This is a genomic window from Allobosea sp. Tri-44 (assembly GCF_004123845.1).
GTDB lineage: Bacteria > Pseudomonadota > Alphaproteobacteria > Rhizobiales > Beijerinckiaceae > Allobosea.
On the sequence record NZ_NBDP01000015.1, the window covers coordinates 67124 to 79856 of the forward strand.

At 65.7% G+C, this 12733-nt stretch carries 13 protein-coding genes and 1 tRNA gene; 4 read left to right on the forward strand and 10 right to left on the reverse strand.

Translation table 11 applies throughout. From position 1 onward, the window contains the following. Positions 1 to 79: 79 nt before the first annotated feature. Positions 80 to 538: an Lrp/AsnC family transcriptional regulator gene (locus tag B6S44_RS09765; RefSeq protein WP_129156716.1), complete on the forward strand. Its 459-nt coding sequence runs from the start codon at positions 80 to 82 to the stop codon at positions 536 to 538. A 27-nt stretch (positions 539 to 565) separates the two neighbouring features. Here the strand turns inward: B6S44_RS09765 and paaZ are convergent, their stop codons facing one another. The 10 genes from paaZ to B6S44_RS09815 all read right to left on the reverse strand — a co-directional run bounded on the left by paaZ (position 566) and on the right by B6S44_RS09815 (position 10493). Then, a complete protein-coding gene (gene paaZ / locus B6S44_RS09770) occupies positions 566 to 2626 on the reverse strand; it encodes a phenylacetic acid degradation bifunctional protein PaaZ (protein ID WP_129156717.1) in 2061 nt (686 codons plus the stop codon). Positions 2627 to 2689: 63 nt separating this feature from the next. Further along, positions 2690 to 3433 carry a Phenylacetic acid catabolic protein gene (locus tag B6S44_RS09775; protein WP_129156718.1) on the reverse strand — a complete coding sequence of 248 codons (744 nt, stop codon included), beginning with the start codon at positions 3431 to 3433 and terminating at the stop codon, positions 2690 to 2692. A 34-nt stretch (positions 3434 to 3467) separates the two neighbouring features. Further along, complete coding sequence (gene paaE / locus B6S44_RS09780; protein ID WP_129156719.1) at positions 3468 to 4541, reverse strand: 1,2-phenylacetyl-CoA epoxidase subunit PaaE; 1074 nt, start codon at positions 4539 to 4541, stop codon at positions 3468 to 3470. Between the two features lie 7 nt (positions 4542 to 4548). Beyond that, positions 4549 to 5052: a 1,2-phenylacetyl-CoA epoxidase subunit PaaD gene (gene paaD, locus B6S44_RS09785; protein WP_129156720.1), complete on the reverse strand. Its 504-nt coding sequence runs from the start codon at positions 5050 to 5052 to the stop codon at positions 4549 to 4551. 10 nt (positions 5053 to 5062) lie between these two features. Continuing rightward, the gene (gene paaC / locus B6S44_RS09790; protein ID WP_129156721.1) at positions 5063 to 5830 is read right to left on the reverse strand and encodes a 1,2-phenylacetyl-CoA epoxidase subunit PaaC; all 768 of its coding nucleotides are present in this window, start codon (positions 5828 to 5830) and stop codon (positions 5063 to 5065) included. Next, positions 5830 to 6114: a 1,2-phenylacetyl-CoA epoxidase subunit PaaB gene (gene paaB / locus B6S44_RS09795; protein ID WP_129156722.1), complete on the reverse strand. Its 285-nt coding sequence runs from the start codon at positions 6112 to 6114 to the stop codon at positions 5830 to 5832. The genes paaC and paaB overlap by 1 nt, the downstream gene beginning before the upstream one ends. A 24-nt stretch (positions 6115 to 6138) precedes the next feature. Beyond that, a complete protein-coding gene (gene paaA, locus B6S44_RS09800; protein WP_129156723.1) occupies positions 6139 to 7143 on the reverse strand; it encodes a 1,2-phenylacetyl-CoA epoxidase subunit PaaA in 1005 nt (334 codons plus the stop codon). Positions 7144 to 7171: 28 nt separating this feature from the next. Beyond that, positions 7172 to 8377: a 3-oxoadipyl-CoA thiolase gene (pcaF, locus tag B6S44_RS09805; protein ID WP_129156724.1), complete on the reverse strand. Its 1206-nt coding sequence runs from the start codon at positions 8375 to 8377 to the stop codon at positions 7172 to 7174. Between the two features lie 417 nt (positions 8378 to 8794). After that, complete coding sequence (locus tag B6S44_RS09810; protein ID WP_129156725.1) at positions 8795 to 9871, reverse strand: calcium-binding protein; 1077 nt, start codon at positions 9869 to 9871, stop codon at positions 8795 to 8797. Positions 9872 to 10403: 532 nt separating this feature from the next. Continuing rightward, a tRNA-Ser gene (locus B6S44_RS09815) sits at positions 10404 to 10493 on the reverse strand. Between the two features lie 344 nt (positions 10494 to 10837). On the opposite strand from B6S44_RS09815, the gene B6S44_RS09820 reads away from it, so the two are divergent. The 3 genes from B6S44_RS09820 to B6S44_RS09830 all read left to right on the forward strand — a co-directional run bounded on the left by B6S44_RS09820 (position 10838) and on the right by B6S44_RS09830 (position 12725). After that, positions 10838 to 11548, forward strand: coding sequence for a 50S ribosomal protein L21 (locus B6S44_RS09820; protein WP_129156726.1), 711 nt, complete (start codon positions 10838 to 10840; stop codon positions 11546 to 11548). A gap of 99 nt (positions 11549 to 11647) precedes the next feature. Continuing rightward, complete coding sequence (gene rpmA / locus B6S44_RS09825) at positions 11648 to 11914, forward strand: 50S ribosomal protein L27 (RefSeq protein ID WP_129156727.1); 267 nt, start codon at positions 11648 to 11650, stop codon at positions 11912 to 11914. Between the two features lie 154 nt (positions 11915 to 12068). Beyond that, positions 12069 to 12725, forward strand: coding sequence for a GNAT family N-acetyltransferase (locus B6S44_RS09830; RefSeq protein WP_129156728.1), 657 nt, complete (start codon positions 12069 to 12071; stop codon positions 12723 to 12725). Positions 12726 to 12733 lie beyond the last annotated feature (8 nt).

The window sequence follows — 12733 nt, forward strand, 5'->3', positions numbered from 1 at the left end:
TTTGCCGCTTCTCGTTGCCACTTCGGTGAAACTGACCGAGTATCACCATATGCCAGGATAATCCTTTCAGAGCGAGGCGATGGAGCTTACCGAACAGGACCGCAAGCTGATCACCCTGCTGCAGGCGGATGCTCGTATCTCCAATCAGGAACTGGCCGATGGCGCGGGCATGTCGGCCTCCGCCTGCTGGCGGCGGGTGCGGGCGCTGGAGGAAGCCGGCGTGATCTCGAGCTATCGCGCAGTCGTCGATCCGGCCAAGGCTGGGCTTGCCTTCAGCGCGATGGTGCATGTCGCGCTGGTGCGCCATGAGGCAGACCACGTGACGACCTTTATCTCACGCGTGGCCGGGCGCCCCGAGGTGCTGGAATGCTTCGCGACCACCGGCGAGGCCGATTACCATCTGCATGTCGTCTGTCGCGACAAGGATGCCTACAACGATTTCCTGGAGCACTTCCTGTTCAGGCTGCCGGGCATCGCCAATGTCCGCACCAACCTCGTCTTGAGGGAGATCAAGGTGCACGGGCCGGTGCCGGTGTGACCGGCACCGCTTTTCTTGGCGTCGAGGCTACTGCGGCCAGTTCTTCGCCACCATCGTCAGCACGTCGTATTGCGCGACGAGCTGAGCGTCCTGGTTGCTGACCGTGCAGTCCCAGCGCACCTCGCCATACTCCTCGGTCTCGCGCGGATTGATCTGCTTGCAGGTCAGCGTCACCCGGAGTGCGTCGCCAGGGTTGACCGGCGTGAGGAAGCGCAGCGCATCGACGCCGTAATTGGCGAGCACCGGGCCGGGCGCCGGATCGACGAACAGGCCGGCCGCGAACGACACGATCAGATAGCCATGGGCGACGCGGCCATCGAAGAACGGGTTCGCCTTGGCCGCCTCCTCGTCCATATGGGCGTAGAAGGTGTCGCCGGTGAAATGGGCGAAATGCTCGATGTCCTCCAGTGTCACCGTGCGTGAAGCCGTGACGAGCTGATCACCGATCTCAAGCTCGGCGAGCGACTTGCGGAAGGGGTGGACACCGTCGCGGCGCGATTTCGCGCCCTGCATCCAGCGTCCGGTGACCTCCGACAGCAGCCAGGGCGCGCCCTGGACGGCCGTGCGCTGCATGTAATGCTTGACGGCGCGCATGCCGCCGAGCTCTTCGCCGCCGCCGGCGCGGCCGGGACCGCCATGGACCAGCACCGGCAGCGGCGAGCCGTGGCCAGTCGAGGATTTGGCGCTGACGCGGTTGCCGAGCATGACGCGGCCATGCCAGGGGCCGAGCGCCTCGACGGCCTCGCGCGCAAAGGCAGGGTCGTTGGTGAAGACCGAGGCGACGAGGCTGCCCTTGCCGCGCCGCGCGAGTTCCGCGGCCTCCTCGGCGGTCTCATAGGGAATGATCGTGCTGACGGGGCCGAAGGCCTCGACATCGTGCACGGCCCTGGCAGCGCCGGGCTTGTCGCAATAGAGCAGCACGGGGCTGAGGAAGGCGCCGGCCTCGGCATCGCCCGACGTCAGATTGGCTTGGCTGGGATCGCCGGCGACGATCTCGGCATCGCCGCGCAATTCCGCGATGCGGGCACGCACCTCGTCACGCTGGGCGAAGCTGGCGAGCGGGCCCATCCGCGTCGCTTCCTCGCCAGGGTTGCCGAGCGCGGTCTTGGCCAGGCGCTCGCCAAGCGCCTTGATCAAGGGCTCGACCGTGGCCCGCGGCGCGATCACGCGGCGGATCGCCGTGCATTTCTGCCCGGCCTTCACGGTCATCTCGCGGGCGACCTCCTTGACGAAGAGATCGAACTCCTCGGTCCCCGCGACGGCGTCAGGCCCGAGGATGGCGGCGTTGAGCGAATCCGCCTCCATGGTGAAGCGCACCGAATGCTCAACGATTGCCTTGTGGGTCTTGAGCTTGCGGCCGGTCGCGGCCGAGCCAGTGAAGGTCACCACATCCTGGCAGTCGACATGGTCGAGCAGATCGCCGACCGAGCCGCTAATCAGTTGCAGGGCCCCCTTCGGCAGGATGCCGGTTGCGATGATCCTGCGCACCATCAGCTCGGTCAGATAGGCTGTCTGGCTCGCGGGCTTGACGATCGCCGGCATGCCGGCGAGCAGCGTCGGCGCCAGCTTCTCCAGCATGCCCCAGCACGGGAAGTTGAAGGCGTTGATGTGGATCGCGACGCCTTCCAGCGGCGTCAGGATGTGCTGGCCGGAGAAGCTGTTGTCGCGCGACAGGAGCTCGACATCGCCGTCGACGAGGGTGCGCGTGTTCGGCAATTCGCGCCGGCCCTTCGAAGCGAAGGACAGCAAGGTGCCGATGCCGCCCTCGATGTCGATCCAGCTGTCGGTGCGCGTCGCGCCGGTGGCGGTGGAGAGGGCGTAGAACTCCTCCTTCGCCTCCATCAGCGCCTGGCCGAGCGCCTTCAGCATCAGGGCCCGCTCGTGGAAGCTCAGCTTGCGGAGCGCCGGGCCGCCGGCCTCGCGGCCATGATGCAGCGCGCGCGTCATGTCGATGCCGCCGGCATCGATCAGCGCGACCTCCGCCCCGGTTGCGGCATCGAGCAACGGCACAGCCTTGCCCGCGCCGCGGACCCATTCTCCCGCAATGTAGGATTCGAGCTGGCGGACGGTCTTCACTGGCGCGTTCATGCCTTGGGATCCCCTGTCGATCGCGATGCGTGGTTTGTCGCTGTCGTCGATTACATGTGCAGGTCAGGCCGTACCGGCGGCGCGCAGCACATCATCCACCTGCCGCTCCCAGGCGGCGGCGAGCTCGGCATTGCCGGTCTGGCGCAGGCCGAACTTCTTCTGCGTCTCGAAATGCGCCGAGCTGCCGCTGCCGAAGCTCGCCGCGACGCGCGGGCGCCAATAGGCGAGGGCGGTTGCGACCAGCGGCCGGTTGGCGGCATCCTCCAACAGTTTGCGCAAGCCTTCCTCGCCGAGTTCCCGATGCCGGCGCTCGCGCGGCAGGATGGCGCGGAAGATCTCACCGAGCGGCTGGTAGGAGAGACGGGCGAACTCATCGATCTGGATCGTGACGGCGTGACCCATCAGCACGTTCATCACGACCGCATCGAGCCAGCCCTGCAGCGGGTAGTGCAGCACGGCGAGCCGCATGTCGGTGCCGTGACGGGCCGCACCGAGATCGCTGTCGCGCGCCACACGCTCGGCCCAGGGATGGTGGTTCGCGTAACGCGAGATATCGGCGCCGAACTCGCCCATCACGGCGAGCACGCGCTCGGCATGGTCGAGCTTCTCCAGCACGATCCGGGAGGCGGCGATGCGCTCCTTGATGCCCGGCCCCTGGTTGATGATGTCGGCGAAACCGGCAGCGCCCGCCAGCTCGCTGTCGACGAAGGTCGCCATCAGCCTGAGCAGTTCGCCGCGATAGCGCGGCGGCGCATTCTCGGGCGTCGTCAGCTTGCCACCCTGAGCCAGATAGTCCTCGAGCGGCATGGTGTCCGCCGAATCTGAGGCTGTGTCGGTGGCGTCACTGGTCATAGGTCACCACCACGCGGTCGGAGAGCGGGTAGCACTGGCAGGTCAGCACATAGCCTTGCCGGACCTCGTAATCCTCGAGGGCGTGATTGGTTTCCATCTCGACCTCGCCTTCGACGACCATGGCGCGGCAGGTCGAGCAGACGCCCGCCTTGCAGGCAAAGGGCGCATCGAGGCTGGCTCCGAGCGCGGCCTCCAGGATGGTCTGCCCGGTCTTGGCCATCTCGATCACCCGCGTCATGCCGTCGAGCGTGATCGTCGCGGTGCAGGTCGCGGCCTTGCCGTTGTCGGCAGCGGCCTTGACGACGTGCTTGGCGCGGCGCGGCGCGGAGGCGAACAGCTCGAACTTGATCTGGTCGTCGCGCAGGCCGTGCTCGCGCAGCGCCGCAGCGATCGCCAGCATCATCGGCTCGGGCCCGCAGATGAAGGCCATGTCGATGGCCGCGATGTTGATCCAGCCCTTGAACAGCCGCGCGCATTTCTCGGCATCGATCCGGCCTGAGAACAGCTCGACCTCCTGCGCCTCGCTCTCCAGCACGTGGACCACGTTGAAGCGGCCGAGATGGACGTTCTTGATGTCCTCCAGCTCCTCGCGGAACATGATCGAATGGATCGAACGGTTGCCGTAGACCAGCGTGAAGCGGGATTTGGGCTCGCGCGCCAGCGTCGTCTTGATCAGCGAGAGCACGGGCGTGATGCCACTGCCGCCGGCGAAGCCGAGATAGTGCCGTCCCTCCTCCGGCTTCAGCGGCACATGGAAGGCGCCCATCGGGGGCATGGCCTCGAGCAGGTCGCCGGCCTTCAGCTCCTCGTTCGCCCAGGTCGAGAAGGCGCCCCCGTCGACGCGCTTGATCCCGACCTTGAGCACGCCTTCGTCCCTGCCTGCACAGATCGAATAGGACCGGCGCAGCTCTTCGCCCTCGAAGCTCCGGCGGAAGGTCAGGTATTGCCCTTGCGTGAAGTCGAAGGCGGCGCAGTCCTCGCTGCGCGGCGCGAGCGTGACGACCACCGCATCGCGGGTCTCGCGACGGACTTCGGCGACCTCCAAAGGAAAGAAGCGGGCCATCGGTCCCTCAGATGCTCTTGAAGTAGTCGAAGGGTTCGAGACAGTCGGTGCAGCGGAAATGCGCCTTGCAGGGCGTGGAGCCGAACTGGCTGACGCGCTCGGTCCTGGCCGACCCGCAGCGTGGGCAGGACACAAGAAGCGGCACCAGCGCACCGGCGCAGGCGGCCGTGCCCTCGACCGGTGGTGCGATACCGTAGTCGCGCAGCTTGGCGCGGCCCTCGGCGCTGATCCAGGCGGTCGTCCAGGCCGGCGATAATTGCCGCTTGAGCTTGAGCTTCTCGATGCCGTGCTCGCGCAGGCCGCGCTCGATCTCGAAATTGATGACGCCGGTCGCCGGGCAGCCGGAATAGGTCGGCGTCACCGTCACCTCCAGCAGGTCGCCAGCCCAGGCAACGTCGCGGATGATGCCGAGATCGACCAGCGAGATCACCGGGATCTCGGGATCGGGAATCTCGCCGAGCCAGGACCAGATCTCGTCGATCGCAGGGCGCGACAGGGTGGCGGCATCCATCATCGCCTCCTCACCAGCGTGCGCCGGGATAGGCGCGCTGCAGGAACTGCATCTGCGCCAGGATGAAGCCGAGATGCTCGGAATGCACGCCGCGCCGGCCGCCCTTCTGCGCGAAGCTCTTCTCCGGCGCCTTCAAAGTGGCCTCGGCGAAGGTGCGGCTGACATGCTCCTGCCAGGCAGCTTTGAGCGAGCCCGGCTCCGGCGCGAGACCTGAAGCCGCCAGCTCCTCGTCGAGCGCATCGGCGAGGAACATCTCGCCGGTATAGGGCCAGAGAAAGTCCACAGCCGCCTGCATGCGAGCGCGGCTCTCCGCGGTACCGTCGCCGAGGCGAACCACCAGATCGGCGCTGCGTTCCAGATGGTAGGCGACCTCCTTGGAAGCCTTCTCGGCGATCGCGGCGATGCGCGCATCGGCCGAGCCCATCAGCGCCTTCAGCAGCGGCAGATGCCAGGCGTCGAACAGGTATTGCCGCATCAGCGTACGGCCGAAATCGCCATTGGGCTGCTCGACCAGGAGGAGATTGCGGTAGCCGGACACGTCGCGCAGGAAGGCGAGCTCGTCGGAGGTTCGGCCCTTGCCCTCGGCCTCGCAGGCGAGCTCCAGCCAGAGCTGGGTCTGGCCGATCAGATCGAGCGCGGTGTTGGCGAGCGCGATGTCCTCTTCCAGCGCCGGGGCATGGCCGCACCATTCCGAATTGCGATGGCCGAGAATGAGGCAGCTGTCGCCCATGCGCAGCGCGAACTCGGCAACGGCGGGCGATGGGGCCAGGGCGATCATCACATATGCCCCACTTCGTCCGGCACGTCGAAGAAGGTCGGGTGCCGGTAGACCTTGGCGTTGGCGGGGTCGAAGAGCGGACCCTTCTCGGAGGGCGCGCTGGCAACGATGTCGGAGGAGCGCACCACCCAGATGCTCACGCCCTCATTGCGGCGCGTGTAGACGTCGCGCGCATTGTGGATCGCCATCTCGGCATCGGGCGCATGCAGGCTGCCGACATGCCGGTGGTTGAGGCCGTGCTGGCCGCGGATGAAGACCTCCCAGAGGGGCCATTCGCTGGACATGGTTCGCTCCCTTCCGTCGGCGCGCTATTCGGCAGCGATGCGCGAGGCCTGGCGCAGCGCCGCCCGCTTGTTCGCATGGGCGGTCAGCCCGTCGCGGAACCAGGCGCCGTCATCCCAGGCCTTGCGCCGCGCCTCGAGCCGCTCGCGGTTACATGGCCCCTCGCCGGCGATCACCGCGAAGAACTCGGTCCAGTCCGGCTCGCCAAAATCATGGCCGCCCTTCGCCTCGTTCCAGGCCAGGGCCGGATCGGGAACGGTGAGGCCGAGATACTTGGCCTGCGGCACGGTCTGGTCGACGAACTTCTGGCGCAGTTCGTCATTGGAATCCTGCTTGATGTTCCAGGCCATCGACTGCGCCGAATGCACCGAGGCGTCGTCGGAAGGGCCGAACATCATCAGCGACGGCCACCACCAGCGGTCGAGCGCGTCCTGCGCCATCGCCTTCTGCTCCGGCGTGCCCTTGCAGAGCACGCTCATGATGTCGAAGCCCTGGCGCTGGTGGAAACTCTCTTCCTTGCAGATGCGCACCATGGCGCGGGCATAGGGCCCATAGGAGCAGCGCTGCAGCGGCACCTGGTTCATGATCGCGGCGCCGTCGACCAGCCAGCCGATCGCGCCGATATCGGCCCAGCTCAGCGTCGGGTAGTTGAAGATCGAGGAGTACTTGGCCTTGCCGGAATGGAGCTGCTCGTACATCTGGTCGCGGCTGATGCCGAGCGTCTCCGCCGCGCAGTAGAGATAGAGCCCGTGGCCGGCCTCGTCCTGCACCTTGGCGAGCAGGATCGCCTTGCGCTCCAGCGTCGGGGCGCGGGTGATCCAGTTGCCCTCCGGCAGCTGGCCGACGATCTCGGAATGGGCGTGCTGGCTGATCTGCCGGATCAGCGTCTTGCGATAATCCTCCGGCATCCACTCCTTCGGCTCGATCTTCTGGCCAGCGTCGATGCGCTCCTGGAAGGCGCGCTCCTGCGGCTCCATCTCGTCGAGGCTGCGGACCCGCTTCGCCTCGGTCTTGACCATCTGGGCATACATCGGCTCGCCTCCTGTTCCGGTTCGCGCGTCAAACGCGCTCGAGGATCACTGCAATCCCTTGCCCCACCCCGACGCACATCGTGCACAGGGCAAAACGCCCGCCGGTGCGCTGGAGTTGCCACATCGCCGTCGTCGCCAGACGAGCGCCGCTCGCGCCCAGGGGATGGCCAAGCGCGATCGCGCCGCCATTCGAGTTCACCTGCGGGGCGTCGTCCGGCAACCCAAGCTCGCGCAGCACCGCGAGCCCCTGCGCCGCGAAGGCTTCGTTGAGCTCGATCACGTCCATCTGCCCGAGCTCCAACCCGGCGCGCTGCAGCACCTTGCGCACCGCCGGCACCGGGCCGATGCCCATGATGCGCGGTGCGACGCCGGCTGCGGCCATGGCGACGACGCGAGCACGCGGCGTCAGACCGTTCGCCTTTGCGGCAGCCTCGCTCGCCACGATCAGCGCCGCCGAGCCGTCATTGACACCTGAAGCATTGCCGGCGGTCACGCTGAGATCGGGACCGTTCACGCCCTTGAGCTTGGCTAGTTGCTCCAGCGTTGCATCGGGGCGCGGATGCTCATCGCGGTCGACGATAACAGGATCGCCCTTCTTCTGCGGCACGGAGACCGGCGCCATCTCGTCGGCGAAGCGGCCGGCCGCCTGGGCGGCGGCCCAGCGCTGCTGGCTGCGCAGCGCGAAGGCGTCCTGATCGGCCCGCGAGACGCCGAAATCGGCCGCGACATTGTCAGCCGTCTCCGGCATGGAATCGATACCGAAGGCCTTCTTCAGCTTCGGATTGACGAAGCGCCAGCCGATGGTGGTGTCGTAGACCGCATTGGCGCGCGAAAAGGCGGCATCAGCTTTCGGCATCACGAAGGGCGCACGCGACATGCTCTCGACGCCGCCGGCGATCATCAACTCGCAGTCGCCGGCCCGGATCGAGCGGGCGGCCAGGCCGAGCGCATCGAGCCCGGAGCCGCAGAGCCGGTTGATCGTGCTGCCGGGAATCTCGACCGGCAGTCCGGACAAGAGCACGGCCATGCGCGCGACATTGCGATTGTCTTCGCCGGCCTGATTGGCACAGCCAAAAATGACGTCGTCGACACCAGCCCAATCGACTGACGGATTGCGCTGCATCAGCGCCGTGAGCGGGATCGCGGCGAGATCATCGGCACGGACGCTCGACAGCGCCCCGCCATAGCGGCCGACGGGCGTGCGAACCGCATCGCAAATGAAAGCGTCCGCCAAGATGCGTCTCCCCGAAATCCATCGTCTCGTTTTTATCAACCGACCGGTCGGTCATTTAATTGCACGAATTCGAGGGGAGATCAACTGGGCCCGAAGCGCTGTAGCGATCGGGTTGGCCCTGGTTGCGGTGATGGTCGCGCCGAGCAATCGATAAGGCTGGCCTCAGTCCGGTATGCCGGCTAGCGCCTGCGCTGAACTAGAAGCGGGCCCTGAAGGGCCCGCTTTCAATCAGGTATCAATGCCGCGGGGGTGCCGGCCGATAGATGTTGAGAGCCTCCAGCACCGGAAAGGTTCTTGGCCGCCCTGGTGATTCAGGCGCTATCGATCTTTGCCAAGAAACGGGATGGACAGACTGAACTGGACCAGATCAGGGATCCAGCGCGGCAGACCGTGCCGTTCAAGCAGCCACGCTCCGGCTCAGGCGAAGATGAGATGGTCGCCGAGCAGAGCCGTGCTGAAGTTGCTGATGATGATGCCACCCGAGCCGCCGAGGGTGTCGGTGCTGATCACGAGGCTACTTCCGACGTCGGTGTAGGTGAGACGCGCGGGGTCAACGCCCTCGAAACGCAGGTAATCGTAATTGCCGGCCGACACGCCGAAGTCATTGATGACGTCGAAGACACCTGCCTCGAGATCCGCGGCCAGCGTCCAGAACTGATCGTTGCCGGCACCACCGGAGAGGTAGTCGGCTCCCGAGCCACCGATGATCTGATCCGAACCATTGCCGCCGTAAAGCTGGTCCGCTCCGCCCTGGCCATAGAGCCAGTCGTCGCCATCCTGGCCGAAGAGAACATTGCCGACGCTGTCGCCGATGAGGAAATCCTGGAGGGCGGAACCCAACACGCCCTCGATATTGATCAAGGTGTCGCCCTGCGCCTCGCCGCCAACACCCATGCCGACATCGAGGCGCACGACCACGCCGGAGACCCAGTTCGTATAGACGGCGTAGTCGAAGCCGGCCCCACCATCGAGCCAATCGGCGCCCTCGCCAGCGCGGAGAACATCGTTGCCGTCGCCGCCATAGAGAAAATCATTGCCCTCTCTGGAATAAAAGGTGTCGTTTCCCGTGCCGCCGAGCATGGTGTCGCTGCCGTCGCCACCATCGAACTCGTCGTCACCCGCGCCCCCGTCGAGGTAATTGGTGCCGCTCAGGGCATATAAGCGGTCGTTGCCATCCTCACCAAAGAGGCTGTTGTCTCCGGTTCCTGCAGAAAGCGTGTCATTGCCCGTACCACCCACCAGAATATCGTTTCCCCCGTAGCTCAACAGAACATCATCTCCGTCGCCACCTGAGAGATAGTCGTCTCCAGCTATCGAGCTATCGGCCTTTAACCAGTCATTTCCGGCGCCGCCGTACATCTCCCCATATGCGCCCCAGCCGGATTGGAAATCCATTATATCGTTGCCGCCCTTCCCCAGGAGGACGTACATTCCAGCGTAAGGCCCGGGGGTGACCACGTCTGCGCCGTCCGTTCCGTAGATATACTGAGGCATCGAAGCTCATCCTGCTCGAAGTATCGGGCGCCGTTGAGAAGGCATTGCAACCAATCCGTGCGGCCGCGAATAGTCAACTCCCCACTTTCGTCGACCGCGCAACCGCATTGGCCCAGCGCCCTCTCGGAGCCAATTTTTCAGTGCGGACGTCTTTCGTTACGCCGCCTGTTCGATCACCTGGATGATCCGGCGGCTCTTCGGCTCGACGATCGATCGTGCGGTCACTGACGACAGTGCAGCGATAGCCCTTTGCTCCAAAATCCCGCAGGAATTGCCCGATAGATCAGGCCGCGTTCGGGCAACGGCACCGACCCGCCCGCTCGCCTTGGCCGCAAGACGACATCTCATGCTCGCTGACATAGGTCTTGAAGCGGGAGCGCACCGACAATCGCCCCGGCCGCGGCAGCTAGCGCGGCTCCAGCCGGACCGCCAACGCTAGCGCCGCCAAGCGCAAATTGTTGGGCGATCTAGGTCGAAATCGTCACGGGAGGGACGAAATCGCTGTAAAATCAATTTCTTAGAAAGATAGCGGTGGCGGACAGGGAGGGATTTGAACCCCCGATACCCTTGCGGGTATGCCGCATTTCGAGTGCGGTGCATTCAACCTCTCTGCCACCTGTCCGCGGTCGCTCTGGTCGAAGCGGGCTGGTTACTACACAACGTGCCCCCTCCGCACAAGCCTTTCCGATGCGATGCGACCACAAGCCTGTCACGGCCCTGAAATCATTCGCATCCATGCTGCTTTTCCTTGACGGCTTGCCCGTGCGCGACTAGGAAGCCGCGTCCGGCGTGGGGAAACCCGCGCCTGATCTCTTTTGGCTACCGCCGACCTCGACGCTCCGATGCGCCGACGCAGCAAGCCCTCAAGAGCAACCCGACCACGCAACCGACTGCCAAAAAGCCGTCCCGCGTGCGCCCTTTTTGAGGGCTCATGACAGGGCGGGGCTCAACATGGAGAACACTAAGATGTTCGCAGTCATCAAGACCGGCGGCAAGCAGTTCCGCGTCGCCGCCAATGACCGCATCACGATCGCCAAGCTCGAGGGCAACCCGGGCGACACCGTCGCTTTCGGCTCCGTGCTGATGCTGACCGACGGCGAGAAATCGACGGTCGGCGCGCCCTTCCTCGGTGACATCACCGTCGCCGGCGAAATCGTCGAGCAGACCCGCGGCGAGAAGGTCATCGCCTTCAAGAAGCGCCGCCGCCAGAATTCCAAGCGCAAGCGCGGCTTCCGCGCCGAGCTGACCGTTGTGCGCATCACCGACATCCTCACCGGCGGCAAGAAGCCGGAGATGAAGAAGGGCGAAGTCGCCCCGGTCGCGCTCAAGGCCGGCAGCGAAACCGTCAAGGGCAAAGCTTCGGCCAAGACCGCCGCAGCCAAGCCTGCCAAGGCCAAGGCGGAAGCCAAGGCCGAGGGCCTCGATGCTTCCAATCTCTCGCTGATCTCGGGCGTCGGCCCGACCATCGAGAAGAAGCTGCGCGCCGCCGGCATCACCTCCTGGAACGACATCGCCGCCTGGAGCGAGGCCGACGTCGCCAAGTGGGACGAAGAGCTCAAGCTTCGTGGCCGCGCCACCCGCGAGGAGTGGGTCGAGCAGGCCAAGGAGCTGCTCGCCGGCAAGCCGCCGCGTGCCAAGGCCGACCAGGCCGAGCAGGCGTCCGGCGAGGACTACTGACCGGCGCTGACAGGCTCCGCGCAGCTTCGCGTCCGATCGGGGTGGCTTTTGCCCCCGATTCGGGTTACATCGACTGAAGAGTTTTTGAGGTAGGGCGTTATGGCTCACAAAAAGGCAGGCGGCTCGTCGCGCAATGGTCGCGACTCCGAAAGCAAGCGTCTCGGCGTAAAGCGTTTCGGCGACCAGGTGGTCGTGCCCGGCAACATCATTATTCGTCAACGCGGCACCAAATGGCACGCCGGCGTGAACGTCGGCATGGGCAAAGACCATACGCTCTTTGCCACGTCGAACGGTCGCGTCCGATTCACGACGAAGCTCGGCCGAGCTTTCGTGAACGTAGTCCCGGCCCAAGAGGCCGCAGAGTAAACGGCGGATAGGGAATGTTCTCGATCCGCCGGTTCCATCGAACCGGACGGATCAAGGGAATAAGAACCCCGAGCGGGTTTCCCGAAGGTCAAGCGAGGGGGAGATGGGACCAAAGCCCATCTCCCCCTTTCGTTTGCGCCGACGGAGAAACCTGATGTTCCCCGAATTGACGAGAGACGACGTCTTCCGGCTCGAGACCAGGCGGCTGTGGCTGCGCTGGCCGCGGATCGCCGACGCCAGCGCCATCTTGCGCCTCGCCGGCGAGAAGGCCGTCGCCGAGATGACCGCCTCGATCCCGCATCCCTATCCGACGCAGGCGGCCGACCCCTTCGTCTTTGCAACGCGCAAGGGCAATGCGCTCGGCGAGCACCTCGTGCTGGCGATCACCCCGCGCGAGAAGCCCAACGAGCTGATCGGCATGATCGGCGCGCACAAGCAGGCGACCGGGCGGCCGTTCATCGGCTACTGGCTCGGCACGCCCTACTGGAACAAGGGCTACGCCACCGAGGCGGTGCAGGCGCTGATCGACACCATGTTCTCGCTGGTCGAGATCGACGCGATCGAAGCCGACACCCGCGTCATCAACCCGGCCTCGCGCCGGGTGCTGGAGAAGAGCGGCTTCAGGCAGGAAGGCTCCTTCCTCAAGTCGCTGCCGGCGCGCGGCGGCCTCTTCCCCTGCGAGCAGTTCCGGCTCGACCGTTCGACCTGGGCGGCGCTGAAGAGCTGGAGCGCTTCTGGCTGGGCTCCGCTGCCGGCGGCCGAACAGCAGCAGCAGGCTGACAACTTCAGCGAGGAGCCCTGCCTCGCTTGAAGCACACG

Coding starts and splice junctions, on each gene's coding strand:
- B6S44_RS09765 (WP_129156716.1), top strand. CDS start 80: ATGGAGCTTACCGAACAGGACCGCAAGCTGATCACCCTGCTGCAGGCG.
- paaZ (WP_129156717.1), bottom strand. CDS start 2,626: ATGAACGCGCCAGTGAAGACCGTCCGCCAGCTCGAATCCTACATTGCG.
- B6S44_RS09775 (WP_129156718.1), bottom strand. CDS start 3,433: ATGCCGCTCGAGGACTATCTGGCTCAGGGTGGCAAGCTGACGACGCCC.
- paaE (WP_129156719.1), bottom strand. CDS start 4,541: ATGGCCCGCTTCTTTCCTTTGGAGGTCGCCGAAGTCCGTCGCGAGACC.
- paaD (WP_129156720.1), bottom strand. CDS start 5,052: ATGGATGCCGCCACCCTGTCGCGCCCTGCGATCGACGAGATCTGGTCC.
- paaC (WP_129156721.1), bottom strand. CDS start 5,830: ATGATCGCCCTGGCCCCATCGCCCGCCGTTGCCGAGTTCGCGCTGCGC.
- paaB (WP_129156722.1), bottom strand. CDS start 6,114: ATGTCCAGCGAATGGCCCCTCTGGGAGGTCTTCATCCGCGGCCAGCAC.
- paaA (WP_129156723.1), bottom strand. CDS start 7,143: ATGTATGCCCAGATGGTCAAGACCGAGGCGAAGCGGGTCCGCAGCCTC.
- B6S44_RS09810 (WP_129156725.1), bottom strand. CDS start 9,871: ATGCCTCAGTATATCTACGGAACGGACGGCGCAGACGTGGTCACCCCC.
- B6S44_RS09820 (WP_129156726.1), top strand. CDS start 10,838: ATGTTCGCAGTCATCAAGACCGGCGGCAAGCAGTTCCGCGTCGCCGCC.
- rpmA (WP_129156727.1), top strand. CDS start 11,648: ATGGCTCACAAAAAGGCAGGCGGCTCGTCGCGCAATGGTCGCGACTCC.
- B6S44_RS09830 (WP_129156728.1), top strand. CDS start 12,069: ATGTTCCCCGAATTGACGAGAGACGACGTCTTCCGGCTCGAGACCAGG.